Origin of the sequence: Paenibacillus daejeonensis DSM 15491, from assembly GCF_000378385.1 — a bacterium.
In the GTDB taxonomy this organism is placed as follows: domain Bacteria; phylum Bacillota; class Bacilli; order Paenibacillales; family Paenibacillaceae; genus Paenibacillus_D; species Paenibacillus_D daejeonensis.
In genome coordinates this window covers 1-23,889 of record NZ_KB899664.1, presented here as the reverse complement: position 1 = coordinate 23,889, position 23,889 = coordinate 1, and the positions used below count along the sequence as shown (strand labels likewise).

Annotated in this window: 22 protein-coding genes, 2 tRNA genes and 1 rRNA gene; 6 read left to right on the top strand and 19 right to left on the bottom strand. The window is 53.2% G+C overall.

Going from position 1 to position 23,889, the window contains the following annotated elements; translation table 11 throughout:
* Positions 1-116: 116 nt before the first annotated feature.
* From motA to F556_RS0117125, 4 genes are all read left to right on the top strand, one after another.
* Positions 117-923: a flagellar motor stator protein MotA gene (motA, locus tag F556_RS0117140; RefSeq protein ID WP_020618208.1), complete on the top strand. Its 807-nt coding sequence runs from the start codon at positions 117-119 to the stop codon at positions 921-923.
* Positions 901-1,722 carry a flagellar motor protein MotB gene (locus F556_RS0117135; protein WP_020618207.1) on the top strand — a complete coding sequence of 274 codons (822 nt, stop codon included), beginning with the start codon at positions 901-903 and terminating at the stop codon, positions 1,720-1,722. Before motA ends, F556_RS0117135 begins: the two co-directional genes overlap by 23 nt.
* A 131-nt stretch (positions 1,723-1,853) precedes the next feature.
* Positions 1,854-3,239, top strand: coding sequence for an FAD-dependent oxidoreductase (locus F556_RS0117130; RefSeq protein ID WP_020618206.1), 1,386 nt, complete (start codon positions 1,854-1,856; stop codon positions 3,237-3,239).
* Positions 3,232-4,236, top strand: coding sequence for a class I SAM-dependent methyltransferase (locus F556_RS0117125; RefSeq protein ID WP_020618205.1), 1,005 nt, complete (start codon positions 3,232-3,234; stop codon positions 4,234-4,236). The genes F556_RS0117130 and F556_RS0117125 overlap by 8 nt, the downstream gene beginning before the upstream one ends.
* Positions 4,237-4,378: 142 nt before the next feature.
* Here F556_RS0117125 and rluF read toward each other — a convergent pair whose 3' ends face one another.
* Positions 4,379-5,080, bottom strand: a complete 702-nt coding sequence (rluF, locus tag F556_RS0117120; RefSeq protein ID WP_020618204.1) for a 23S rRNA pseudouridine(2604) synthase RluF — start codon at positions 5,078-5,080, stop codon at positions 4,379-4,381.
* Positions 5,081-5,118: 38 nt separating this feature from the next.
* Entirely contained in the window at positions 5,119-7,416 is a 2,298-nt protein-coding gene (locus F556_RS34350) for a sensor histidine kinase (RefSeq protein ID WP_245583084.1), read from the bottom strand.
* A 310-nt stretch (positions 7,417-7,726) separates the two neighbouring features.
* Here F556_RS34350 and tadA point away from each other — a divergent pair, with 310 nt between their 5' ends.
* On the top strand, positions 7,727-8,197 hold the full coding sequence (gene tadA / locus F556_RS0117110; protein ID WP_020618202.1) for a tRNA adenosine(34) deaminase TadA: 471 nt from the start codon (positions 7,727-7,729) through the stop codon (positions 8,195-8,197).
* Between the two features lie 6 nt (positions 8,198-8,203).
* Here the strand turns inward: tadA and F556_RS0117105 are convergent, their stop codons facing one another.
* The gene (locus F556_RS0117105) at positions 8,204-8,407 is read right to left on the bottom strand and encodes an aspartyl-phosphate phosphatase Spo0E family protein (protein ID WP_020618201.1); all 204 of its coding nucleotides are present in this window, start codon (positions 8,405-8,407) and stop codon (positions 8,204-8,206) included.
* A gap of 149 nt (positions 8,408-8,556) precedes the next feature.
* On the bottom strand, positions 8,557-9,339 hold the full coding sequence (locus F556_RS34345) for a PilZ domain-containing protein (protein WP_020618200.1): 783 nt from the start codon (positions 9,337-9,339) through the stop codon (positions 8,557-8,559).
* A 170-nt stretch (positions 9,340-9,509) separates the two neighbouring features.
* Here F556_RS34345 and F556_RS0117095 point away from each other — a divergent pair.
* Positions 9,510-9,582, top strand: a tRNA-Arg gene (locus F556_RS0117095).
* Between the two features lie 100 nt (positions 9,583-9,682).
* Here F556_RS0117095 and F556_RS0117090 read toward each other — a convergent pair.
* From F556_RS0117090 to rrf, 15 genes are all read right to left on the bottom strand, one after another.
* Positions 9,683-10,828: a hypothetical protein gene (locus F556_RS0117090; protein WP_020618199.1), complete on the bottom strand. Its 1,146-nt coding sequence runs from the start codon at positions 10,826-10,828 to the stop codon at positions 9,683-9,685.
* Between the two features lie 208 nt (positions 10,829-11,036).
* Positions 11,037-12,116, bottom strand: a complete 1,080-nt coding sequence (locus F556_RS0117085; RefSeq protein WP_020618198.1) for a hypothetical protein — start codon at positions 12,114-12,116, stop codon at positions 11,037-11,039.
* Between the two features lie 156 nt (positions 12,117-12,272).
* Positions 12,273-12,419 carry a hypothetical protein gene (locus tag F556_RS0117080; protein ID WP_020618197.1) on the bottom strand — a complete coding sequence of 49 codons (147 nt, stop codon included), beginning with the start codon at positions 12,417-12,419 and terminating at the stop codon, positions 12,273-12,275.
* Positions 12,420-12,446: 27 nt separating this feature from the next.
* The gene (locus F556_RS38360) at positions 12,447-12,620 is read right to left on the bottom strand and encodes a hypothetical protein (RefSeq protein WP_020618196.1); all 174 of its coding nucleotides are present in this window, start codon (positions 12,618-12,620) and stop codon (positions 12,447-12,449) included.
* 15 nt (positions 12,621-12,635) lie between these two features.
* The gene (locus tag F556_RS0117070; RefSeq protein WP_020618195.1) at positions 12,636-12,983 is read right to left on the bottom strand and encodes a hypothetical protein; all 348 of its coding nucleotides are present in this window, start codon (positions 12,981-12,983) and stop codon (positions 12,636-12,638) included.
* A gap of 129 nt (positions 12,984-13,112) precedes the next feature.
* Positions 13,113-13,201 (bottom strand) — tRNA-Ser (locus F556_RS0117065).
* Between the two features lie 92 nt (positions 13,202-13,293).
* Positions 13,294-14,265 (bottom strand): iron-hydroxamate ABC transporter substrate-binding protein, encoded by a 972-nt coding sequence (locus F556_RS0117060; protein WP_020618194.1) that lies wholly within the window; start codon positions 14,263-14,265, stop codon positions 13,294-13,296.
* A gap of 162 nt (positions 14,266-14,427) precedes the next feature.
* A complete protein-coding gene (gene serS / locus F556_RS0117055) occupies positions 14,428-15,711 on the bottom strand; it encodes a serine--tRNA ligase (RefSeq protein ID WP_020618193.1) in 1,284 nt (427 codons plus the stop codon).
* 61 nt (positions 15,712-15,772) lie between these two features.
* Positions 15,773-16,348, bottom strand: coding sequence for a pyridoxal 5'-phosphate synthase glutaminase subunit PdxT (pdxT, locus tag F556_RS0117050; RefSeq protein ID WP_020618192.1), 576 nt, complete (start codon positions 16,346-16,348; stop codon positions 15,773-15,775).
* A 38-nt stretch (positions 16,349-16,386) separates the two neighbouring features.
* On the bottom strand, positions 16,387-17,268 hold the full coding sequence (gene pdxS, locus F556_RS0117045; RefSeq protein ID WP_020618191.1) for a pyridoxal 5'-phosphate synthase lyase subunit PdxS: 882 nt from the start codon (positions 17,266-17,268) through the stop codon (positions 16,387-16,389).
* A gap of 82 nt (positions 17,269-17,350) precedes the next feature.
* Positions 17,351-18,619, bottom strand: a complete 1,269-nt coding sequence (locus F556_RS0117040; protein WP_063824385.1) for a D-alanyl-D-alanine carboxypeptidase family protein — start codon at positions 18,617-18,619, stop codon at positions 17,351-17,353.
* Positions 18,620-18,814: 195 nt separating this feature from the next.
* Positions 18,815-20,272 carry an IMP dehydrogenase gene (gene guaB / locus F556_RS0117035; RefSeq protein WP_020618189.1) on the bottom strand — a complete coding sequence of 486 codons (1,458 nt, stop codon included), beginning with the start codon at positions 20,270-20,272 and terminating at the stop codon, positions 18,815-18,817.
* A gap of 350 nt (positions 20,273-20,622) precedes the next feature.
* Positions 20,623-21,519 (bottom strand): hypothetical protein, encoded by an 897-nt coding sequence (locus tag F556_RS0117030; RefSeq protein WP_020618188.1) that lies wholly within the window; start codon positions 21,517-21,519, stop codon positions 20,623-20,625.
* Positions 21,520-21,588: 69 nt separating this feature from the next.
* Complete coding sequence (locus F556_RS0117025; RefSeq protein WP_020618187.1) at positions 21,589-22,482, bottom strand: helix-turn-helix transcriptional regulator; 894 nt, start codon at positions 22,480-22,482, stop codon at positions 21,589-21,591.
* A 1,280-nt stretch (positions 22,483-23,762) separates the two neighbouring features.
* Positions 23,763-23,879, bottom strand: a 5S ribosomal RNA gene (gene rrf / locus F556_RS0117015).
* Positions 23,880-23,889: the final 10 nt, after the last annotated feature.

Below are 23,889 nucleotides of genomic sequence, written 5' to 3'. Positions count from 1 at the left end.
CTAATCTCAATCCCCTTTTTGTCGATATATAGATAGAGAGTGTTGTCGAATACGATCAGAAGCATCCAGTTTGGCTGTTGTTCGCTCTCCTACATATTCTCTGGACGGGGTGTCTTATGGAAAAATCAACGCTTATCGGTATTGGACTTGGAATCGTGGCTGTCGTGGGCGGGATGTTCTTGAAGCATGCACCGCTTTCTAACCTATACAACCCTGCCGCCTTCGTCATCATCCTCGTCGGCACGGCCGCTTCCCTGTTCGTAGGCTTCCCCATGTCGGAAGTCAAGAAGTTCCCCAAGCTAATCAAGCTGGTCTTCAGCGCCCAACAGCTGGTACCGCGCAGTGAGTTGATCCGGCTCTTCATGGACTGGGCGACCATCACTCGCCGCGAAGGGTTGCTGGCACTGGAAACGCAGGTAGACGATATTAAAGATCCGTTTCTGCGCAACGGCATGCGCATGATCATCGACGGCAACGACCAGGATTTTGTGCGTGACGTGCTGCTAGAAGATATTGCAGCTACCGAGGAGCGCCATAAGGCCGGTGCCTTGCTCTTCTCCCAGGCTGGGATGTATGCACCGACGCTCGGGGTACTCGGGGCCGTTATCGGTCTGATCGCTGCCCTGGCAGATATGAGTGATATGAACAAACTCGCCGCAGCGATCGCCGCTGCCTTTATCGCAACCCTGCTCGGTATCTTCACCGGCTACGTACTCTGGCATCCGATTGCCAACAAGCTGAAGCGGTTGTCCAAGCGGGAGATGGAGATTCGGGTGATGATGGTCGAGGGACTGCTGTCTATCCAGTCAGGCGTGTCCACGATCGCAATCAGCCAGAAGCTGTCTGTCTTCCTCACGCCGACCGAGCGGTTGCAGCTGAGTGAGAAAGAAGGTGCAGTAAGTGAGCAAACGGCACAAGCATAACGATCACGAAGAACATGCAGACGAGTCGTGGCTGATTCCCTACGCGGACTTGATGACGCTGCTGCTGGCGCTATTCATCGTTCTATATTCCATGAGTTCTGTTGATGCCAAGAAATTCGAAGAAATGGCTGAAGCCTTCACCATTGCCTTCAATACCGGCAGCGGCGTCTTGGATTCGCCAGCGATTATACGTACCGGCCCACAGATGGATCTCCCGACTGGCAAGGCGCCCTCCGACGGACCGGAGAACCGCACGGTGGAGGAGCAGCGTCAGGCACTGATGCAAAAGGAGCAAGAGGATCTGGAGGAGCTCAAGCGCCAGCTCGACGAGTACATTCGTGATCATGGGTTGACCACTCAGCTCGAGACCCAGCTCAATCTGGCGCAGCTGATGCTCGTAATCAGCGATAACGCCCTCTTTGCCTCCGGCAGCGCCTCAGTCAAGGACGAGTCGCGCGAGCTGGGACTCGCCATCGGCAAGATGCTGCAGCAATACCCCGATTACGAAGTGGTCGTAACGGGCCATACCGATACCGAGCCTATCGCAACGTATCAATTCGAATCCAACTGGGATCTCAGCGGGACCCGCGCCAGCCGTTTCCTTGGTGTCATCCTGTCAGTACCCGGTCTGGAGCCTGAACGGTTCAGCGCCGTCGGTCGGGGGGAGCAACAACCAATTGCTACCAATGAGACCGTCGAAGGACGGGCCAAGAACCGCCGGGTTGAAGTTTCCATCATCCGCAAATATGTTGATATGGACAATACGCAAGAAATTTCCACGGCGTCCACAACACCATAAGACGTACCCTTTGTCAGCCGTCCCGCAGCCGCGGGGCGGCTGTTTGCCTTGCCTGGCCGCCACCCCTCGTTTCAACCGCTCAAGATTGCGGTATGTATGTCGTAACAGAATAATCAGGGAGGAGGAACGATATGCGCTGCCAGGTATTCATATCCGGCGGCGGCGTAGCCGGCCTGACGCTGGGTTTGATCCTGGCGAGGGAAGGCATTGATACCGTCGTCGCTGAACGGAGTCCCGGTGGAGGTCTCATGTACAAGGGAGAATTATTACAACCTAAAAGTCTGAAAATTCTGGATAATTTAGGTCTGCTGGGGCATCTGCGGCGAGAAAGCTTCACCGTTCGGACGATTCGAATGCAGGAGCAGCCGGTCGATCCTCCGCCTGACGGCGAACCCCGCCGGAGCTCTCGCGATATCGTCTTCGATTACGGCAAGCTGGCCTCCCCTTACGACTATGCCCTGATGCATCCGCATGAAGAGTTGAAGCAACTGCTGCTGGATGAGGCGCAGGCGCTTCCTTCCTTCCGCTGGATTCAGCCTGGTTCATTCACCGGACTGAATCGTGATGCGGATGGCCGCGCTGTCTCCGCCACCGTCGATACACCGGATGGTCCGCTAACGGTTACTGCTGATCTCTTCGTCGGTGCAGAGGGACGGGTCTCGCGAATGCGTGAGGAAATGAACACCGTAGCCAAACGCACCGACTACAATCATCACTTCCTCACCGTATCCTTCGGCCGACCCGATACGCTTGATGAAGCTACCATCATCTCACAGGGTTCCCGCTTCCTCGGCCTGTTCCCGTTGCCTGATCAACAGGTGCGGACCGTCTTCCTGATCAAGCCGGAGGAGTTCAAGCAAATGCGCCGGGAGGGGCTGGAGCGCTTCTATCGGGAATATCGGGAGATGCGTCCGGATCTGGAGGGTTATGTCGATGAAATTCAGCGGTGGAAGGATATCCAATTGATGATTCCGTTCCGCCATAATGCGAATCGCTACATCCGGCACAATATCGCCATCATGGGCGACGCTGCCCACAATGTCCATCCGATGGCCGGGGAGGGCATGAATATGGCGATTCAGGATGCAGATATTCTCGGTCACCTAATCAGTTGGAGCTACCGCGAGCAGCGGGATATTGAAGACAGTCTGCCCTGGTATGAGCGGGTCCGCCGCCAGCGCGCCCAGTTCATCTCTGAGCTGAGTCATCTCTCAGCCTTGGCTTATTCTTTTGATCAAGACGTGGTCCGTCGTGCGCGCAGCCATGTGCTGAAGCGTATCGAGCAGTCGGATTATCTCCACTTCAAATATATGCTGAACATTTCCGGTTTGGGTGAATGGCCGGAGAACCTGTTTGACCGTTTCAGGCAGCTGGGAGTGCTCCCTGGAGGCAGCTCGCTCTCGAAGGCAGAACGGCTGGCCCGACGTTTCCGAGAGGAAGAAGATTACCCCTGGCTCTCCAAGGTTGGCAGCCTTGCCGCGCCCGGAACAATGAATGGAGGAGAGAAGGATGCTTGAGACAATTAAAGAGTGGAGAAGATTATTGCAAGCCCGTAAGTGGATGAAGCAAAATGCGTCCTTTCTTCCGGCGTGGCACGCCTACGTAGGGTATGAATCGGATCTGTTCGATGCCTTCGCCGAGGGCGAAGAAGCTGCAACCGTGGCCGCCAATCGCGGATTGGATCCACAGCTGCTGCAGAATTGGATAGATACGGGATTGGTGCTCGGTCATCTGAGTCGCCAGGAGGAGCGAATCCAGACGGCACCGACGATGCTGCAATATGTGTCCAAGTCCAGCCCCCAGTCTGTCGGTGCGCTGCTGCATGAGATGATGGAGCTGCACATTCCAACGCTGCTGCGGTTTCCCGAGCTGCTGAAGGGGGAGCAAAAGCCTTCCTTTGAGAATGAGAAATTCGGCTCGACCGTCGCGGCTACCTCGTCCCTGTTGGAGAAGCTGGCTTTCCCCAAGGTCTCCCATTGGGTCAAGAACAGCCATGCTCAATCGGTTCTGGATATTGGTTGCGGCCATGGCGGCTATCTGCTCAAGCTGGCCACGAAGATCGAGGGTCTCAAGCTGATCGGCATCGAACAGAACGAGGATGTCGTCCTGCAGGCACGCAAAGACACCAGCAGCAGTCCCGATGTGAGCATCGAGTTCGTCCACGGCGACTTCCGTCAATGGGAAGGACCGGGCGAGCCGGTTGATCTAATCATGATGAATAATATTCTGCACTATTTTAGTCCGGACCAACGCGGCGTCCTGTTGGACCGGGCGCGTCAGCTGCTCAGCAAGAACGGCTCCGTGTCCATGATTACGCCCTTATATATGACCAGCAGCGGGAAAGCCTTCTCAGCTGCCTTCAACAACTTCATGTCTTCTCATGAGAATCTATATGGGTTCCCAACAGAAGCCGAGCTCGAGACCATTGCGGGCGAGCATGGGTTCCGGGTGAAAGAGAAGCATCCGGTAATCCGGGAGGGCAGCTGGTATTTCGTCGGTCTGGAGCAGGCCTAGCAGGGAAGAGGGACTGCTAAGTGAACGTCCCTACCTCCTCGCGCCTCTGCTGCCTTGATGACCTGCCTGAACGCTGAGCGACGCCCCCGGGTCCACATGGACCCGGGGGCGTCGCTTGTGCATTATCCTGCTTCCAACGAACCTATTGCGGCTGGTAATTCAGCTTACCGAACAGCTCGTTGCGCTCCTCGGAGGTCAGGTCCCGCCATTGTCCGTTCGGCAGCTCGCCAAGACGGATATTCATGATGCGCACCCGCTGCAGCCGCCGCACCTGATAGCCGAAGGCTGCGCACATCCGCCGTATCTGGCGGTTGCGTCCTTCGGTCAACGTAATGCGGAAGGTCCGCTGTGACATGGACTCCACCCGGCAGGGGAGCGTCATGCTCCCCAGCACCCGTACGCCTTCACTCATCCCCTTCACAAAGGCTGGCGTGATCGGCCGGTCCACAGTAACCACGTACTCTTTTTCATGCTCGCCCTCGGCGCGCAGAATCCGATTGACGATGTCTCCGTCATTGGTCATGAGAATTAGCCCTTCCGAGTCTTTGTCCAGGCGGCCAATCGGGAAGATCCGTTCCCGGTGTCCGACATAGTCCACAATGTTGCCCGCGATATGCTGCTCGGTCGTACTTGTAATGCCTACCGGTTTGTTGAGCGCCAGATAGACATGCTGCTTGTGCGCACCCAGCGGATTCCCGTCGACACGGACATCGTCACCGGGTTCTGCCTGACTGCCCAGCTCCGCAGGCTTGCCATTAATCGTCACACGGCCGCTCTCCACCAGCTTGTCAGCCTCACGGCGCGAGCAGTAGCCGCTCTCGCTAATAAATTTGTTGATCCGCATGATGGTTCCTCCTGCTCTTGATGTCTGCCCTATGGCTCCTATTGTACCTCATTTTCGCTTGCTTCGCCTGCATTGGCCCGCCAGGCCGGCAGCGTCAGCTTCACGGTGGTCCCTTCCCCGACAGTGCTGGCGATCTGCATTGTACCATGGTGACTATGGATAATGCGCTGACTCACCATGATGCCCAGACCTGTACCGGTTTCCTTGCCGGTGAAGAAGGGGTCACCCAGCTTGGGGATCATTTCTTCGGGAATGCCAATACCCTGATCCTGAATGGCAATGGTGATATAATCCAGGGCGTTCCGTGTAACAGAGATGATAATCTCGCCACCCTGAGGCATCGATTCCATGGCATTCTTGAGTAGATTGATGAACACCTGCTTCAGTTGATTTTCTTCGCAAGAAATCTCGCACGGCTCCTCGCTGAAGCGCTCCTGGAATACGACATTGCACAGATGCGCCTGACTATCGAGCAGGGAGATGACATCGCCCAAGACATAACGGACGTCCTTGACATGAAACTTGCTCGCCTGCGGCTTTGCAAGAATAAGGAATTCACTGACGATCAGGTTGATCCGGTCTAGCTCCGAGAGCATCAGATCATTATGTCTCATATTCAGATTCCCCGTCTGCTGCTGCAGCTGCAGGAAACCCCGGAGCGTCGTCAGCGGGTTGCGGATCTCATGAGCGACACCCGCAGCCAGCTGTCCGACGGTGGTCAGCTTCTCGGATTGGCGCAGCAGCTCCTCCATCTTGTTGCGACTGGTCATATCGCGTGAGATGCTGGCTATCGCGCCAATGGCACCGCTCCGGTCCCGGATCGGCGAGGTGGTCACGCTCACGGCGATTTCCTCGCCGTATTTGTTGCGGCGGATGACTTCGCGTGCATCCAGCAGCTTGCCGCTGCGCAGCGCCTCCATGGCAGCTTGCTCCTCTTTCTGCTGAGAGGCAGGAATGAGGGGCAGCACATGGCCGACCGCTTCCTCCGCCGTCCAGCCAAACATCTTTTCAAATGCCCGATTGACCTGGGTGACACGCCCGTCCAGATCTACCACGTGGATGGCATCGATTGTATGGTTAATGAAGGACTCCAGGTACTCTTTCATGGAGCGGTTCTCTTCAAAAGCTTGTTTGAGCTTCGTCGTGTAAATGGCGAGATTTTTGGACATCGCATTGATACGCGTGGCCAGTTGGCCGAATTCATCCTTGCGCGTCACCAGGAGCGACTCGTCAAACCGGCCCGATGCAACCTCGCTCACCTTCCACAGTATCGAGCGAATGGGCCGGAGAATCCACCCGGATATCCAGTAGCTGAAGATGATCACGATTAGCCAAGCAATGCTTGATACCAATAAGCGCTGATCCCGCTCCGCCCGCACCTTATCGTAGATGGCTAGCTGCTTGTCCATGACGATTCCCAGAATGTAGGGACTGCCGTCCGTGAATGGAACATAGCTCTTGAGCAGTTCCTTGCCCCCCAAGACGGCCTCGTGGTACAAGATACCCTGTTTCATTGCAACTTGCGCCCGCTCATAATCTCTCCCTGGCTCTGCATAGGTGCCCGTACCAAACACGCGAGAATTCCCGTATTGTGTGAACCACATTTTGTCCAGCTGCCGCATGGTCGTCTCCAGGTGATCTGTCTCATCCTCAGGAGTCATATTGAACAGCATGATTTCGACCAGTGCATCTATGGACTCGATCGCTTTGGCATAGACAGGGGCTGGCCCTACCACCGACACGGCGTCGGTGAGGTTCGTATTATCCAGGGAGACAGCCAACATATAATCCAGTCCTTCGCGGGTATAATACCCCCACTTGTCTGGATTGATGCCCCCGGTCGCCATCGTCTCATAAGGCGGTGACCAATACCCGGACGGATTGTCGTTCATGACCGAGGCGAGCCAGGACATTCGCTCACGCCAGCGGGCGCTGTTCAGGTTCGGAAGCTCGGTATCGGAGGTCAGTACAGGTTCGGGTGTCAATTGCTCACGCGAGAGCACCACCACCTGCTTCAATCCGAGCTCATGCGCCATCTCGTTGAGCTGACTTGCTGTAATCTGTTCCCTGCTCGGACCCAGCCTGTCCGCAGCAGCAATCGATGCCAATCGCAGACGCTCTTCCCATTCCCTGTCGATATAAGCCACGCCATGGCGATAACTAACGATCGACAGCATGAGCTGCTCTGCGACGGTGCTCATATCTTGCTCAGCTTGCGCCCGCAGATCATCTCTTGTCATATAATCATGCAGGAGAACATTAAGGATGAGCAGAATAAAGACGATGGAGGATAGGATGAATGCTAGCTTGGCTTTGACCGACAACAGCTGACACACCCTTTGTCTAGTGATGCTTGCTTTACTTTCGATGATAACACAACTACCAAAAAATTCTAGCGTTAAAAGTACTATACGTAAGTAAACTTTACGTAACTCGTCGACTTATACACAAGTTATCCTAGTTACTCACAGCAAAATCGAATAAATGTGTATAATAATGTGTACAACGATGCATTTATCCACAATTATATCCACACGCTGTTAACAACGAATATTTGTTCGTGGCACAATTCGCTATTTATCGACAGCCTATCAACAAAAAAAGGCTGTCCTTCTGACTACATCAGTAATGGAGGCCCCTTGGTACATGAATGAAATGAAAGATAATGAATACTGGATGCAAGCAGCAATTGAAGAGGCACTGAAGGCCGAAGCGTTAATGGAAGTTCCGATTGGTGCGGTGGTTGTCAAAGACGGTGAGATCATAGGCAGGGGATACAATCTGCGGGAGACCAGTCATGACCCGACCGCACACGCGGAAATGGTAGCGATCCGGGAGGCTAGTCGTCACTTGGACGCCTGGAGACTGTTGGACTGTTCATTATATGTAACCTTGGAGCCGTGCCCGATGTGTGCTGGCGCCATCGTCCAATCCCGGATTGCACGTGTTATCTATGGCACCCCGGATCCAAAGGCGGGATGTGCGGGTACCTTGATGAATCTGCTGCAAGATGATCGGTTCAATCATACAACCGAGCTCATTAGCGGCATACATCAAGAACGATGTGCGGCACTGCTCACGCAATTCTTCCGGCGCTTACGCTCTAGATCATCCTAGGGCGCGCTACTCGCCGGCAGACGTGACACTGCCGCTCATCTCAGATTTTTGAAGATGCTGGAGGATCACGATCAAACGGTCCGCCTCTTCACTGATGGCTATGACGTCGGGGTCGGTTAAGCTTCCACGTGCTTCGGCCAGTTCATGCAGTTGGAGACGAAGTCGTTGAAGCTGGTCAAGAAGTTTGGATTTATCGAATACTCGCCCCAAGAAGCTCGCTCCTATCCTAGACATTACTAGCTGTAAGTATAGTATACGCGCTTCTTGGTAAGGAATTTGTAAAAACCTGTCGACAACTTACATGCATTTTCCCAAAATATTCGACAAACTTCTACAAATTCTGCAGTTGATTATTCTTATTATTCGGACGCTTTGAGGATATGCATGCCCGAGCCTTTGATAGCATTTGGAGCCTCTTCCGGCAATTTCTCGGGCTCCTCGCTCCCGATTTCAACAATGCGGTGCTTCTGCTCATAATGAGCCTCAATTTGACGCTTGAGAATGAAGGCTCTGAGCCTGCTGGCTTGCTCTTGGGGCATCCCCCGGAACGAAGCACCATAGTAGAAGCTGCTTGCCGATCGGTCAATTCGGATAATCTCCAGCCCGCAAGGAAGCACGAAGCCCAGATCGAGCTGCACGTCGAGCTGCCAGGTGCGGCTGATTCCCAGGTCAACAGTCAACATCAGGCCCAGCCCGCCCATACTCATATTATCTATTGTGAACTCAACTGGGGAAGGCATCAGCCACTCTTGCCGGCTGGATGGATTCAACATGGCATGGAGTGTGCCCGTGCAGGCCACCTCTACTCGCGGATGCTCGCGTTTGTCATTGAACCGCCGTCTGTTCTCTGGGGGATTGAGAATCATCAGCGCTCCATTATGCTTGGCTATGACCGTCGATTCGAAGACAAACATCCCGCCTCTGGAGTAGATCATCAACTTTACCTGCTCCCCCAGTCCGAATTCATCGAATTGGGGTAGCTCAACTTCGATGATTTCGCCGAGCACATAGGTGACAATACCGGTGGCGACGAAACTCCGCTTCTCCACCGCTACCTTGGCATCGACCAAGACGCTTACATCATTCCCCTCCTTGCTGCCGTAGAGGGAAAGCTTTTGTACTTTCCTTGACTGTTGATTCATCTGGGCATCCGCACCTTCCCACCGTTAGTTTCTCTATGGACAAGTATACCAGTTTTCCACACATCCTACCATTTTCCTATAATTAAAAACAGGCCCATAGACACCCCATTAGGTCAAAAGTTAGGATAATGACGATGCGGCTCAGCGTATGCTATAATGGATATTGCTGTGGCCCCGTAGCTCAGCGGATAGAGCACACGTTTCCTAAACGTGGTGTCGGATGTTCGATTCATCTCGGGGCCGCTTTTTTTGTGCTGTTCTGTGCTCCCCGCTCACAGACAAAACAGACGCAGCGGAGTTCCACTGCGTCTGGGGTCATGCTATGATTCAGTTATCGCTCATCTTAAAGGGCAGAGCCCTTCTCTTCGAACGTCTGCAGGTATTCATTATAAGCTGGGAGCTTCTGATCCAGCATCTGCTCCAGGGTCCAGAAGATGACCTGGGAGAAGTGACCGTTGGTCTCCACAACAGTAATCATATAGCCTACTTTCACTTTCTCTACTGCGCCTGTCAGCGTGAATTGCAAACCAGCATTACCGTTGACAGTCACAGATTGCGGATCAGACATCTGCGCCCCCTCAATGGCTTCCAGCATGCCGTTTTGCAGTACGAGATCCAGGTAATCCTCCAGAGCTGTACCGTCGGAGAAGGTTGATTTGGATTCAGTGATGATTGCTACATAGTCTTCCTGAGCCATCCGTGCCGCTTGGATATCGGCCCCTGGCGTCAGAGTCGTCTCTTCGGTCCAATCCGAAGGCAGCATGATCTGGAAGTTGCCGCTTGTGCCTTCGTAAGCTTGCAGGTCTGCCGATCCTCCTCCGTCATTGCCTACCGAAGCTTCGAGTGGTTTAAGGACCTGCAGGCTGTGGGACATAGCATCAAACTCTTCCTTATGGTCGGGGAACTGAGCCTGGGTAGACCAAGAAATGACTTGATAGAAGGCATCGTCCTTCTCAACGAATGTGGCCAGGTAGTGGACTTTGATTCGTTGAACTTCACCGGTGATTTCAATTTGCTTGGCCGGTGCACCATCAATTGTCGTATCGGTGGCCTCAGTTGCATCGAAGTTCTCTACGGAAGGCGTTGTATTCTCTTTGAAGATGTTGATGTAATCATCCAATCCCGCGCCTTCTGCAAGGTCTTGCTTGGATGTAGCTAGAACCATGATGTATTTCTCTTTTGCACGGTTAGAAGCGCTCAGACGGGCAACAGGATTGAGCTCATTATCTTCACGCCAGCCATCCGGCAGTGTAATTTGAATATCTTCGTTTGCGCTGGCCAGCGCCGTTCCATCCAGGGCAGGCGTTTCACTTCCCTGTTCATTATCGACGACCGGCTCCGCATTTCCATTTGCATTGGCATTTGCGTTGTTGTTAGCCGGAGGCGGCGGTGGTGTTTCGTTATTGCCGTTGCTTGCGCAACCTGCCAGAATCATACTGCTGATCAGCCCAGCTGCTGCAAGCTTGTAGATGGATGATTTCATGTTCATTATGGACCTCTCCCTTTATCTTGTAAATTGGATGCTTTTGTAAATCATTGCTTACTTACCCGTTTATACGTGACCAGAAACGTAGGGGTCGCAGAGTTTGTTGTTTCTTTAACTTATCTTTAGACTCCGCCCACCCGCATGAGAGGGGCTGCCCTGCCCTCATCGATTGATGAAGCGCAGGGACAGCCCCTCTACCTGGTGGGAATGATTATAGACCTTGCATCGATGAACCCATGTTCTGGAGCTCTTCGATCGGAATAGCATCCGTTGGAATCTCAAGCTCAAATTCGATGTCTTCATTAATGTTGTTGTACTCGCTCGTCGTGAAGAAGCCAATCGTTACGGTTTGTCCTTGTTCATCCGTAATGTCAACGTTCACGTTGATCTCCTGGTAACGGATATAGTCATCCTCAATGGCGGCAATGGTGTTGATCTCGTTGATGACCAGCGATTCCTTCATCTCGTCCAGGCCGCGCTGTAGCTCTTCGCCTTGAACCTCGGCCAGCTCGCTGCGAGCGGACTCGATCTCGGCGTCCGAGAGTTGAAGTGTAGCCTTGTACTCTTCATTGGCTGCAATGACATCCAGAATCTCTGGCGCCACTTGCTGAATGAGGGTTGTGACGAAATCATCAATATTGTCCTGCGTGACCGAGAACTTGACGATCTGATCCGAGGACAGGTTCTCCGGCTTCGCCTTCAGCTCGTCTTCACTAGCTGCGGTGAAGTAGACTCCTTCTTCATAATGCTTGAGCACAACAGAAGCCAGGTCTTGTGCCATCTTGCGGAACGACTCGACGTTCATGTCCGTCATTGGCGAGAAGCCTTCCTCCTCTGGAAGCTCGTTCAGATCCACCACGATGAATTGACCAGCCAGTCCCTCCATCGGAACCATTGGAATCGACGGAATCTTAACATACATCTTGTCTTCCGTCATAATCATCGGCACGGAGATATTCATGGAGAAGTCGCCTTGCAGCGCCAGGTTCATGGTCATCTCCATCCGCATCGGATTCTCTTGATACGCGCCTGTTACCGAAATTTCAGCGCCTTTGAGCGTATTAATAATTGCTGCAGCTTCGGGGCCGTTCGCTCCCATTGCTTCTGGCGGAACGTTCAACTGATCGAGCTGCATGGAGCCGCTGAACGTGTAGGATTTCATCAGCATGGAATTAGCAAATGCATTGGTGACCGCCTCTTTGGGCTCTTTTGTGCTGCACCCTAGCATTGCCAGAGACAGAACCACCAGGAGAAGCATCAGCTTCACGGTTTTCTTGTGTGTGTTGTACAAATGGTATCCCTCCTCTTTCTCTGTAAGTTTCTGACGCACAACATACCCATTCTATTACAACTTACCCAGACAGGAAAGAACTGTAACATTAAAAAACTCCCATAAATTGAGACGAGCTGTCTCAATTTATGGGAGTTCTCTTAGCCACGAGATTGATTATCCTTGCGGATTATGATGGTCCACATGGTTGGCTTGCTTGGTGTCTTTGGAGCCTGAATTCGGCTCTTGCTGACGATTGCGACGGGGCTCCTTGTGCTGCTGTGGTGTCGCCTCCGGTACGGGCTGGCTCTTCGGCTTACTCATCGATATGGGCCTCCTCTGAAGGGATGACTAGCTGCGCTGATGCTCCAAGTCCGTGGGTTCATCATGATTCAGCGCGTCCTGATGACGGCGGTCATTCTTGTCCTGTTGCAATTGCTGCGCCTGGTGGCCATTGACTGGGGTCTGCGCCAGATCGGCTGCTACACCTTCCAGGTTCTCGTCTGGCTTCGCTTTGTGAGTCATCTTCAATCCCTCCAATCAAGCATGCGTGAGATGATGAAGCGCCTGTGCGCACTCATGCAGGTGACGCTTATAATCCTGGATCAACTGTTGAATGGTGTCGGTCCGTTCGTCAACGGACACGCCTGCTTTCTCGACATCGACCAGACTGACATGAACCTCCCGGCTATCTACATAAGTAACGAGGAAGTCGAAGTCATATTCCTGGTGGCCTGCCGTCCGGATCGTAACCCGGATACTTCGGGCATCTGCCTCATCCGCCTTCACGTCCGCATGGTCACCATGCTTGATCCGCTCCGGCAGCGTGGTTTGCCATGCTTCGACCAACCGCTGCTGATCTAGCTGCAGCTCATCTTTCTTACTCATGGGCTTTGCCACCTCCATGAGGTTACTATGGCATACGGCAGCTCTTTTTATGCGGCGTTTCCCTTCCCGAGAACAATAAAAAAACCGCCGAGAAAAGCTCGGCAGTTTAGTCGCGTTGGTTAGATAAAGTGGCGGAGAGAGTGGGATTCGAACCCACGTGGGCTTGCACCCTAACGGTTTTCAAGACCGCCCCGTTATGACCGCTTCGGTATCTCTCCTCATTCTATAACAAATCACGTAACAGAATGTATTTTACCATATGGCTCAAGGCAAAACAAGCTCTTTATCTTGGATACGCTGACAGCAGATGCTACTGACTTCCCAGCATCCCTTCTTGGAAGGTGCCCAACATGGTCTCCAGAGAGATCGGATCGCTGTAAGTGGAAGCTTCCAAGTCGATTGTAATAACACGGTCATTTTGCACAGCAGGAATGCTCTTCCATACTTCTGTATCCATATAGCTGGTTTCGCTGGCTGCTGGACGGCTGAGGATAATGAAATCTCCCGCATAATCCGGGATGACTTCCAGAGACAAATTATAATAGCCCACATCAAGCGTATCTGTCCGGGCTTTCTCTGGCATGCTCAGACCCATCGCCTGATACAAAATCTCGGTTCCACGCGCCCAATTCGCGCCAAAGACAGAGAAGTTTTTGCTGTCTGTCTCGAAGACCGATACACTGACATCTTCTCCAAATTCGCCTTTGACCTCTTCACCGACTGCCGCGGCACGTGCAGTGAAATCATCGATCCACTCCTGTGTTTCTTGCTCTTTGTTCAACAATTTGCCGATCTCTAGCTGCTGCTCAAGGTAGTCCAGCTTGCCCCATGTGTAAACCACGGTCGGCGCGATTTTTTCTAACTCTGCAATCGTCTCCATATGGGAGCCCGCAATGATTAGATCCGGATCCAGATCCAGAATCTCTTCGAAGTCTGCTTCAGATACAACCTTCACGCCTTCCAAGCGCTCAGTGAACAACGGATTGGCTTGAGTCCACTGATCCACCCCTACGACGTGGCCTTCGAGGGATAGGACATTAGGCGCATTCGTCAGCGCAACAATCCGCTGTGGGTTAGCCGGAATTTCAACAGGGCCTGTCTCCGATTGGTAGGTAATCGTGTCGCCCTCCGTTGCCGCTTCTTCATTCGTGTCAGGCGCTTCAGTCCCGCTGCCTGTGTTGGGTGCGGCAGGTACGGATTCTTCATTGTTCGTATTGCTGCCACAAGCAGCCAACAGCATAATAAGCAGGAATAGACCTGCAAAATAAACCACTTTCTTCATGATAGAAAACCCCTCATCTGTCATATGGTATGATAATGATTATCACAATCAATGTAAATATATAGCTCGGCCAGCACTTTGTCAATGACTAATCTATGACATCTGTCCAAGGCAAAAAAAGAGCCACCGTACGCACAAGGCGTACAGTGGCTCTACCCGCGTCTAACGGGCCTGGATGGACTCCAGGTTGCCCATATACGGACGCAGTGCCTCAGGAATGATCACCGAGCCGTCTGCCTGCTGGCCATTCTCCAGAATGGCTGCAACCGTACGTCCGACGGCAAGGCCGGACCCATTCAGCGTATGCACAAACTCCGGCTTGGCCTTAGGCTCGGAGCGATAGCGAATCGCTGCTCGACGAGCCTGGAAGTCCTCACAGTTGGAGCAAGATGAAATCTCGCGGTACATCCCGCTCTCTGGCAGCCAAACCTCAAGATCGTAGGTCTTGGCAGCGGTAAAGCCCATGTCACCGGTACACAATGTCAGCACGCGGTAAGGCAGCCCCAACAGCTGCAGTACGCGCTCGGCGTCCGCCGTCATCGCCTCAAGCTCGCGGTAGGAATCCTCCGGCTTGACGACCTTGATTAGCTCGACTTTGTTGAACTGATGCTGACGGATCAAGCCCCGCGTGTCGCGGCCCGCTGAACCCGCTTCGGAGCGAAAACAAGCGGAATAAGCGACATAGTGCTTCGGCAGCTCTTCCCCGGACAGGATTTCATCACGGTGAATATTGGTGACCGGCACCTCAGCGGTAGGAATCATGTAATACTCGGTATCCGCCAGCTTGAAGAGGTCCTCTTCAAACTTGGGCAGCTGACCTGTGCCTACCAGGCTGTCGCGATTTACGATTTGTGGCGGCAACAGCTCCTCATAACCGTGACGGTCGCTGTGCAGGTCCATCATGAAGTTAATGAGGGCCCGCTCCAGACGTGCGCCCAAGCCTTTGTAGAAGACGAAGCGCGATCCCGTTACTTTACCTGCTGCTTCAAAATCGAGGATCCCCAGCCCTTGGGCGATATCCCAATGTGCTTTGGGCTCGAATTCGAAGGTCCGCGGCTCGCCGACCCGGCGAATCTCAACATTGTCCTCTTCCGAGCTTCCCACCGGTACGCTTTCATGCGGCAGGTTGGGCACGGACAACATCAGTTCGTCGATCTGCACTTCCAATCCACGGATCTCTTCATCTAGTGCCTTGATCCGATCGCCTACTTCGCGCATCTCCAGGATAAGCGCATCTGCATCGCCGCCCGATTTTTTGAGCTTGGCGACCTCCTGCGATACCGTATTGCGGCGGCTTTTCAGCTGCTCGGTTTCTTGCAGCATATCACGGCGCTTCGTGTCCAGGTCAGTGAACCCGGCCAAGACATCAGCGGCTGTACCGCCTCGTTTGACCAGGGTTTCCTGTACGCCGGAGAAGTCCGCTCTGAGTCGTTTGATATCTAACACGAGTGGAAGTCATCCTCTCTGCAACCTTTGTTTCTGTTCATGCTATAGGGAGCTATTCAGTCTAGACTTGCGCTTCTCTGGCCATATCCAAGAAGTAGCTATGCATCCGGTAGTCATGCGTCAGCTCTGGATGATACGAACACGCCAGTAGATGGCCTTGCCGTGCCATGACAATCTCGTCCTTGTACGTCGACAGCACGTCGACCTCGGATCCGACCTCAGTAACGAGAGGTGCTCGGATAAACACCGCACGAACCGCCTCGTCGACGCCCTTGACGTCCAGATCCGTCTCGAAGCTCTCGCGCTGACGACCGAAGGCATTACGCGCTACCGTCATATCCATGAGCCTCAGATGCGCGTCATCCTGGCCTTCAATCCTCTCGGCCAATACGATCATGCCGGCGCAGGTGCCGAACATCGGCTTGCCTTGGGCAGAGAAGTCGCGCAGCGCATCGATGAACTCATACTTGCGCATCAGCCGGCCGATAACGGTGCTCTCCCCGCCGGGGATGATTAATCCGTGCAGCTCCTGCAGTTGCTCCGTCCGCTTGATAGCGACCGGCTCGCCGCCGGCCAGCGTGATGCTCTTCATATGCTCAGCCACGGCGCCTTGCAGCGCCAGTACACCTATCTTCATGCGAATCCTTCTTTCTTCACTTGCTGATGAATCAGCGATTACAAGCTGCGGTCTTGCATCCGGTCGGAGCCGACCAGCTTGGAGATCTCGATACCCTTCATCGGCGTACCCAGGTTCTTGGATACTTCGGCGATGAGCTTGTAGTCTTCATAGTGAGTCGTTGCTTCTACGATGGCGCGTGCGAATTTCTCCGGGCTGTCGGACTTGAAAATACCCGAGCCAACGAATACGCCGTCTGCGCCCAGATGCATCATCAAGGCAGCATCCGAAGGCGTAGCTACGCCACCAGCGGCAAAGTTAACGACTGGCAGCTTGCCACTCTCGTGAACAGCCAACAGCAGATCGTAAGCAACGCCAAGTGTTTTTGCCTCATGGTAGAGCTCGTCCTTGGACAGGTTCTGAATTTTACGGATTTGACCGTTGATCAAACGCAGGTGGCGTACCGCTTCGACGATGTTTCCAGTTCCTGGCTCGCCTTTGGTCCGCAGCATCGAGGCACCCTCGCCGATCCGGCGGAGGGCTTCGCCCAGGTCCTTGGCACCGCAAACGAATGGTACCGTGAAGCCGGTCTTGTCGATATGGAAGACTTCGTCAGCCGGTGTCAGCACTTCACTCTCATCGATGTAGTCCACACCCATCGACTCCAGTACTTTGGCTTCAACGAAATGGCCAATTCTGGCTTTCGCCATAACCGGAATCGATACGGCTTGAAGCACTTGCTCAGTTACAGTCGGGTCAGCCATACGGGCAACGCCGCCGGCTGCGCGGATATCGGAAGGCACGCGCTCCAGCGCCATAACGGCTGTTGCACCTGCCGCTTCAGCGATTTTAGCTTGCTCGGCGTTCATAACGTCCATGATGACGCCGCCTTTTTGCATTTCGGCCATGCCGCGTTTTACACGTGAAGTACCTGTTTCCATTGCTTTTCTTCCTCCTAGACTGTGCTTATAGTACTTAATCTAACCTTTTATAATAAATGAATCCATGAATGGACCGCTTAAGCTAGAATAATCCGACGATTCCGTTGAACAGATCAACGAAGAAATCCTTGATTGCCCGGAACATCAGCCGCCACCAGCTGCCCTTTTTCACTTCTTCATCCGTTACCAGATTGACCGTCTTCTGTACCGTGTCGCCTTCTGGATCAGTATACTGATAGGTTGCCGTACCGACGACCGTCGCTGCTTCCAACGGTGCCACCAGCTCGTCCGGCTCTTTCAGGCTTGTCTCCAGCAGCTCGATCTGCGGCTCAACATTGCGCTTCACCAGGAAGCTGACATCATTCTGCGTGAAAATCGGCACACTTGTCTGGACGCCCTTCTTGACCTTGACCGTTTCGGCGGTCTCCACGACACTCTTCGGCTGAACGACCGTCTTCATCTCAAAATTGTTGAAGCCGTAATCCAGCAGCTTGGCCGTTTCCAGGAAGCGTCCACCCTGACTGTCTGCGCCCATGACAACGCCGATCAGACGCATACCGTCTCTCTCGGCCGTACCGGTGAAGCAGTATCCTGCCGCCCGGGTATGACCGGTCTTCATGCCATCCAGTCCCTCGTATGCATAACGACGGAACGCTTGGACGTCCTTGTTGCCCTCCAACATCCAGTTGTAGTTAATGAGAGGCTCTTGATCCCGCTCACGGAACTGATAGGAAGGAATACTGGAATATTTCAAAAACTCATCATGCTCGCTCAGGATGTGGTAGGCCAGCATCGCTGCGTCGCGGGCTGACATCACAGTCTCGCCACTGATCGACGCCGGTTGGAACTTAGCACTCATGTCATCACGACCCAATCCTGTCGCATTGATGAAATGAGCGGTTGTAAGACCCAAGCGCTTGGCTGTCTCGTTCATCCGCTGAGCAAAGGCTTCTTCTGTGCCCGACACCCGCTCAGCAAGCGCAATCGAAGCGTCATTGGCCGAACCAACAGCCATTGCAATGAACAACTCTTCTACTGTATGTTTGTCACCCTGCGCCAGAAAGACATGGGAGCCTTGGCGGGTCGTGGTCGCCGCATTCTCCCCGACGGTCACCTCTTCGTCCCAACGCAGGTTACCATTGGCTATCTCTTCCAAAACGATATACTCGGTCATCATCTTCGACATACTGGCTGGGGGCAGGGCTTCATCCGCTTGGATATCGACCAATACTTGTCCGGTCGCAACATCCATCAGAAAAGCAGACCTCACTTGCAATCCCAATTCATTGGCTGACTGTACTTCTGCGTTTACATGGGCTGCCGTTGCCAGCAATGTCATCCAGATGGCCATAAAAGCGGCCAATACCTGCTTCCAGGGCCTCGCCTTCCGGCTGTTTACCACAGCACTCCTCTCCCTCTCTACCTGTACTTAATCCGTTTATCATTGTACCACAAGAATAGCGGGGAGCGTTAGAGCTAGACACAAGAAAACAGACAGGAATATCGGGGAATGAAATCCCCTTCCTGTCTGAGGTCTAACGTTTTATTAAAGGGAGTAGTTCGGCGCTTCTTTGGTAATCTGAACATCATGCGGATGGCTCTCGCGCAGACCAGCTCCGGTAATCCGGACGAATTGCGTGTCGTTCTTGAGCTCCTCAATCGTGTTCGTACCGCAGTACCCCATACCAGAGCGCAATCCGCCCATCAGCTGGTGTACGGTATCGGCAAGTGGTCCCTTGTAAGGCACGCGGCCTTCAATGCCTTCAGGAACAAGCTTGTTCTCATTCTCCTGGAAGTACCGGTCTTTACTTCCTTCCTTCATCGCACCCAGCGAACCCATACCGCGATAGACCTTGAACCGGCGGCCTTGGTAGATCTCCGATTCGCCCGGGCTCTCTTCCGTACCGGCGAAAAGGCTGCCGACCATGATCGCACTTGCTCCAGCAGCGATCGCTTTGGTAATATCACCAGAGTACTTGATGCCTCCGTCAGCAATGACCGGAATGCCATACTCCCGTGCCACCGAAGCACAATCGTAGATGGCCGTAATCTGAGGCACGCCAATACCTGCAATTACACGAGTCGTACAGATCGATCCCGGACCGATTCCAACCTTGACGACAGATGCTCCGGCTTCAATCAGATCGCGGGTGGCTTCGCCAGTTGCAACATTGCCGGCGACGATGGTCAGCTCAGGATAAGCTTCTCTCAGCTTGCGTACCGTCTCGAGAATGTTAATATGATGGCCATGCGCCGAATCCACGACCAGCACATCCACGCCAGCCTTGGTTAGCGCTTCGGCACGCTCAAAGGTATCCTTGGAAATGCCAACCGCTGCGCCGCATAGCAATCTGCCCTGCTGATCCTTGGCTGCGTTCGGGAATTGAATGGCCTTCTCGATATCCTTGATCGTAATCAGACCCTTGAGGGTATTGTTCTCGTCAACCAGAGGCAATTTCTCAATCTTATGCTTCTGCAGCAGCACTTCAGCTTCCTGCAGTGTTGTACCCACAGGCGCTGTCACAAGCGCTTCGTGAGTCATCACTTCGCTGATTTTCATGGAATAGTCGTGCACAAACCGCAAGTCGCGGTTCGTAATAATACCAACCAGTTTATCTTCACCATCGACTACAGGCACGCCCGAGATCCGATACTTGCCCATGAGCTCCTCAGCATCATAGACATGATGGTCCGGAGTAAGGGAGAACGGATTGGTAATAACACCGCTCTCTGACCGTTTAACCCGGTCTACCTCTTCCGCTTGCTCTGCAACAGACATATTCTTATGAATGATGCCGACCCCGCCTTCTCTGGCAATAGCAATGGCCAGCGCCGCCTCCGTGACGGTATCCATACCTGCGCTGATGACCGGCATATTCAGCTTCACCGTCTTGCTCAGGCTTACTGACAGACTCACATTACGAGGCAGTACTTCGGATTTACGAGGGACGAGCAGCACATCGTCAAACGTCAATCCTTCTTTGGCGAACTTGGTTTCCCACACGAGTATAGTTCCTCCTTGTCCAATATCTATCCGTCTATTCTCTGCTGTTGGCTGGTGGAGGTCTCTGCTGCCTGGTCTATACCAAGTATTATTCCCGGTTAACCAGGCTGATTCTGCTTGTCGCTCATCTGCCTCACAGCACCGTCTGGGCAGGACTTGGCATGCATGTTCGCCCCTCGCCCAGATCGATATTATTGCAATATTAGCAGAGGGGTATAGGGCTGTCAAGCTTTCTCCCGCAAGCTTACATTTCATTTTCATACCATTCGGGGAGAGCGGCTGTACGCCGACTGCCAACGCAGGGATACCCTGGTACGGAAGGGCTTCGGCAGGATATAATAAAGCGTTTTTTATGGAAGACGGTGGTAAGCTTGGAGTGTTCGCAGGGCTTGAAGCGTCAGGATTCCCTTCCACTCTTCTCTTGCCTGCTCCCATTCCTGCTCATACTGATGCCAAGTCCAGTTAGGCGACCAAGCTCCATCCTCGCCTTGCTCGTCGATCAACTTATTCAGTTCGTCAGGAAGATGCGCGGCATATCGGGCAGCGTATCGTGAGTTGGGGGAGTCAGCCACTTGGAGCGGTCTGGCTCCGTAACCTTGCTGTTCGCCAGTCATGACACATTGGTCAAGAAATTGGAGCAGCTTGTGTTGGATCGCCAATTGCTCCTGTTCACTTAATCGTTCATTCAAGTTCAAGTAGCACAGCATCTCGTGCATTTCTGTCAGCTCGGACTCGTGGAGCAGATAATGAAGGGCTTGGCGTTTGACGGTCTCTAACCGTTCATAAGGGAAGGTGGTCTGGTAAGCTATAAAATAAGCCACGATATCCGCATTCGGGTTGCCCCAGTAGGCGTCAAAGCCGTTGTAAGTCCACCAGACAGCACGCGGTGCTTCTTCGGCCTCCTTGGGGATGATCTCCCAGCCGACGCGATCCGCTTGGTACGTATCAGCCAGGAAACCAAGCGCTTGATGTGCCATCTTCAATGCCTCTTCATGGGAAGGCAGGTTTTTGAGAATAGCCAGCGTGTTAGTTGTGGCCAATGCCGAAGAATGCGGCGTCCGCAGATCAGGCTCCAGGCCATGACCAAATCCACCATCCGGATTCTGAAAAGTTAGTAGCTCGCGAACTACTGCTTCCGCTGCTCCTCCTTCAAAGCTATGCTCATAGATCGCTCGTTCTAGTGGTCTGGCTTTCTCCTTCATATAGGTTATCGCTTCCTCGTACCGTTGCTTGTCCAATGTTTTCATGCATCATCTCTCCTTTACGACCAGTATCCGTCATTCCTGCCTTACGGTCTTGTAAAAAACGGCCATCCGTTATCCCTCCGGCTCCGCTCGCAGCGTTCGCGGGGAAGAGAGTATGGCTCCGGGGGCCATGCCATAATAACGCTGGAACAGGTGAATCAGATGGGGCTGATCGTAGAGCCCGTGGCTGTACGCGGCATCGGTCATCCTGGTTTCCCTCCGCAGCTGCCGAAGCACGCTCTGGAACCGAATAACGCCGGACAGTCCTTTGGGTCCGAGTCCCAACTCCTCGTTGAATACCCGGCGCAGCGTCCGTTCGCTGCAGCCCAGTTGCGCCGCAAGCTCCCGCATCGGTAGCATCCCCCGGCTTTCATACATGATCCGCATACCCGACAGCACCAGTTGGCTTGTTGCTCCTCCCCGGCTAGTCTTGGATTCCTGCCTTGCCACTCGGCGCATTAGCCAGGTCTCCATCTGCCGAATCAGAAAGGCCGGTGAGGGTGAACGATCAGGCTCAACACCCGCATCAAGCGTAGCAACCGTGAGTTCATCCATTAACGCAGACGCTTCCGCCCGGTTCCACAGCTCCTCCAGCATGACGCGGCCATCACCGAACGCGGCCACCGGGTAACCTGTCACCTGCGGAACCGCGTCGAGATACATCCGAATACCCAACGTGAGGGAGTGCTCCGCCAGCGGCATGGTTCGGTAATGGGTCATTAACCCAGCGGTGAACGCCAACAGATTCGACGACAATCCGTTCATGCTGACAATAATATCTACACAACCATCAGGCAAAATCCGATGCAGCACTGGTTGATCAGAAGAGCGCAGTACCTCCAGCGACCAGTAACAGGCAACCATGTCGGCCAATTGCGGGTGGGGCGCATATTCACGATAGCGATATCCCGGCTCGGTATGGGTGCCCTGCACGACAGGGGCCTGCAACGGGCGAAAGCGTCTCACACCACTCACCTCTTCCTCTCTTGGTCTGTTAATCTCAAACCTATCCTAACGCCGCTTATTCGTCAACTATGACAATACTAGTAGCAACAAGGTAGGTGCAGGTGCTTAAGGGGATGAGATTCAGGTTGCGGATTGAGGTTGGGATTGAGATTGAATTGGGTTTGATGCGTTACCTTCATGGTCCCAAAACCTGCGCGCTGGCTGCGTACAGACAAAAGTACACCTTAATCCTCGTATCTGGCTCAATATGGAGTCGATACCGACAAATGTACACTTAAATGCACCACATCATCCTAGAACCTTCCAAATTCCAACGAACTAGCTGTATTTTTGTCCTTAAGGGCCTACTTCTCCAGATTACAGGAGACTTTAGAGGTACTTTTGTCGTTGTGGCTGCTGTACAGTGGCAGGCGTGCGAGGCTGCTGTCTTTGTGATGGTAAAGGATATTGGATTCTTCAATTTGATACTGCTCTGGTGGTGAGGTGCAGTTTTTGTTGATGCGTGAGGAGAGGGGAGGGGTTGCGTTGCAGTAGTTTGATTGGAAATGATTTATGATGCTGAAAGCTGGTGAGAGGCGGTGTATTGGGATAGTTGAGGGGGTTGTTTATGGCTAAACACGATTTTTCGCATTTATTTCGGCCTTTTAGCGGATTTTCCCCGAATAGATATGATTTTTCGAGCTTATTTGAGACATTATGGCCAAAATCGTTCCAATATGTATGAAATTTCGTGTTTATTGGCTGTGGGCTTGCGGACGTAGGTGGGGTGATCATCGTTTGATGCTCATGGCCCGGCTAAACTTCGTAACTCCTTCCTCAGCTATAAACAACCGAGGGGCCTAACCACTCCTCTAGTTAGTTAACATCGCCACCCGCCCTATCCTTCTTCTCCAAACGTGCACCCGTCCCCTCTTCCCACCTCCAATCCACGCACTAACTGCAAAAATACCACTATTTCAAACTAATCGGCTATATTCTCTTCTCCTAGTTGCAAAAATACACTTAGCAGCTCCATTTCCTTCTAGTAAATCCCAATTTGGGATGAGTTAATTGTATTTTTGCACTTAAGGATGGATCGCTCTGCTTTGTAGCAGATGCTAATTGTATTTTCGCACTTAGGGTAAAAACGCAGGGAATCTGGAGCGACCTGCAGCTTCAGGGCGAGTTGACTGGGGTGCAGCGGGTGTGGAAGTGGCGTGGTTTCATGGATGTTATCGAACATCCTTAACCCCAATTACAGCAACAAAAAACCCACAATCATCAGATCGTGGGTTCATCGTGCTTGGCGACGTCCTACTCTTCCAGGACCCTGCGGTCCAAGTACCATCGGCGCTGAAGGGCTTAACGGTCGTGTTCGGGATGGGAACGCGTGGTTCCCCTTCGCCATCATCACCAAACGTGGCTGTG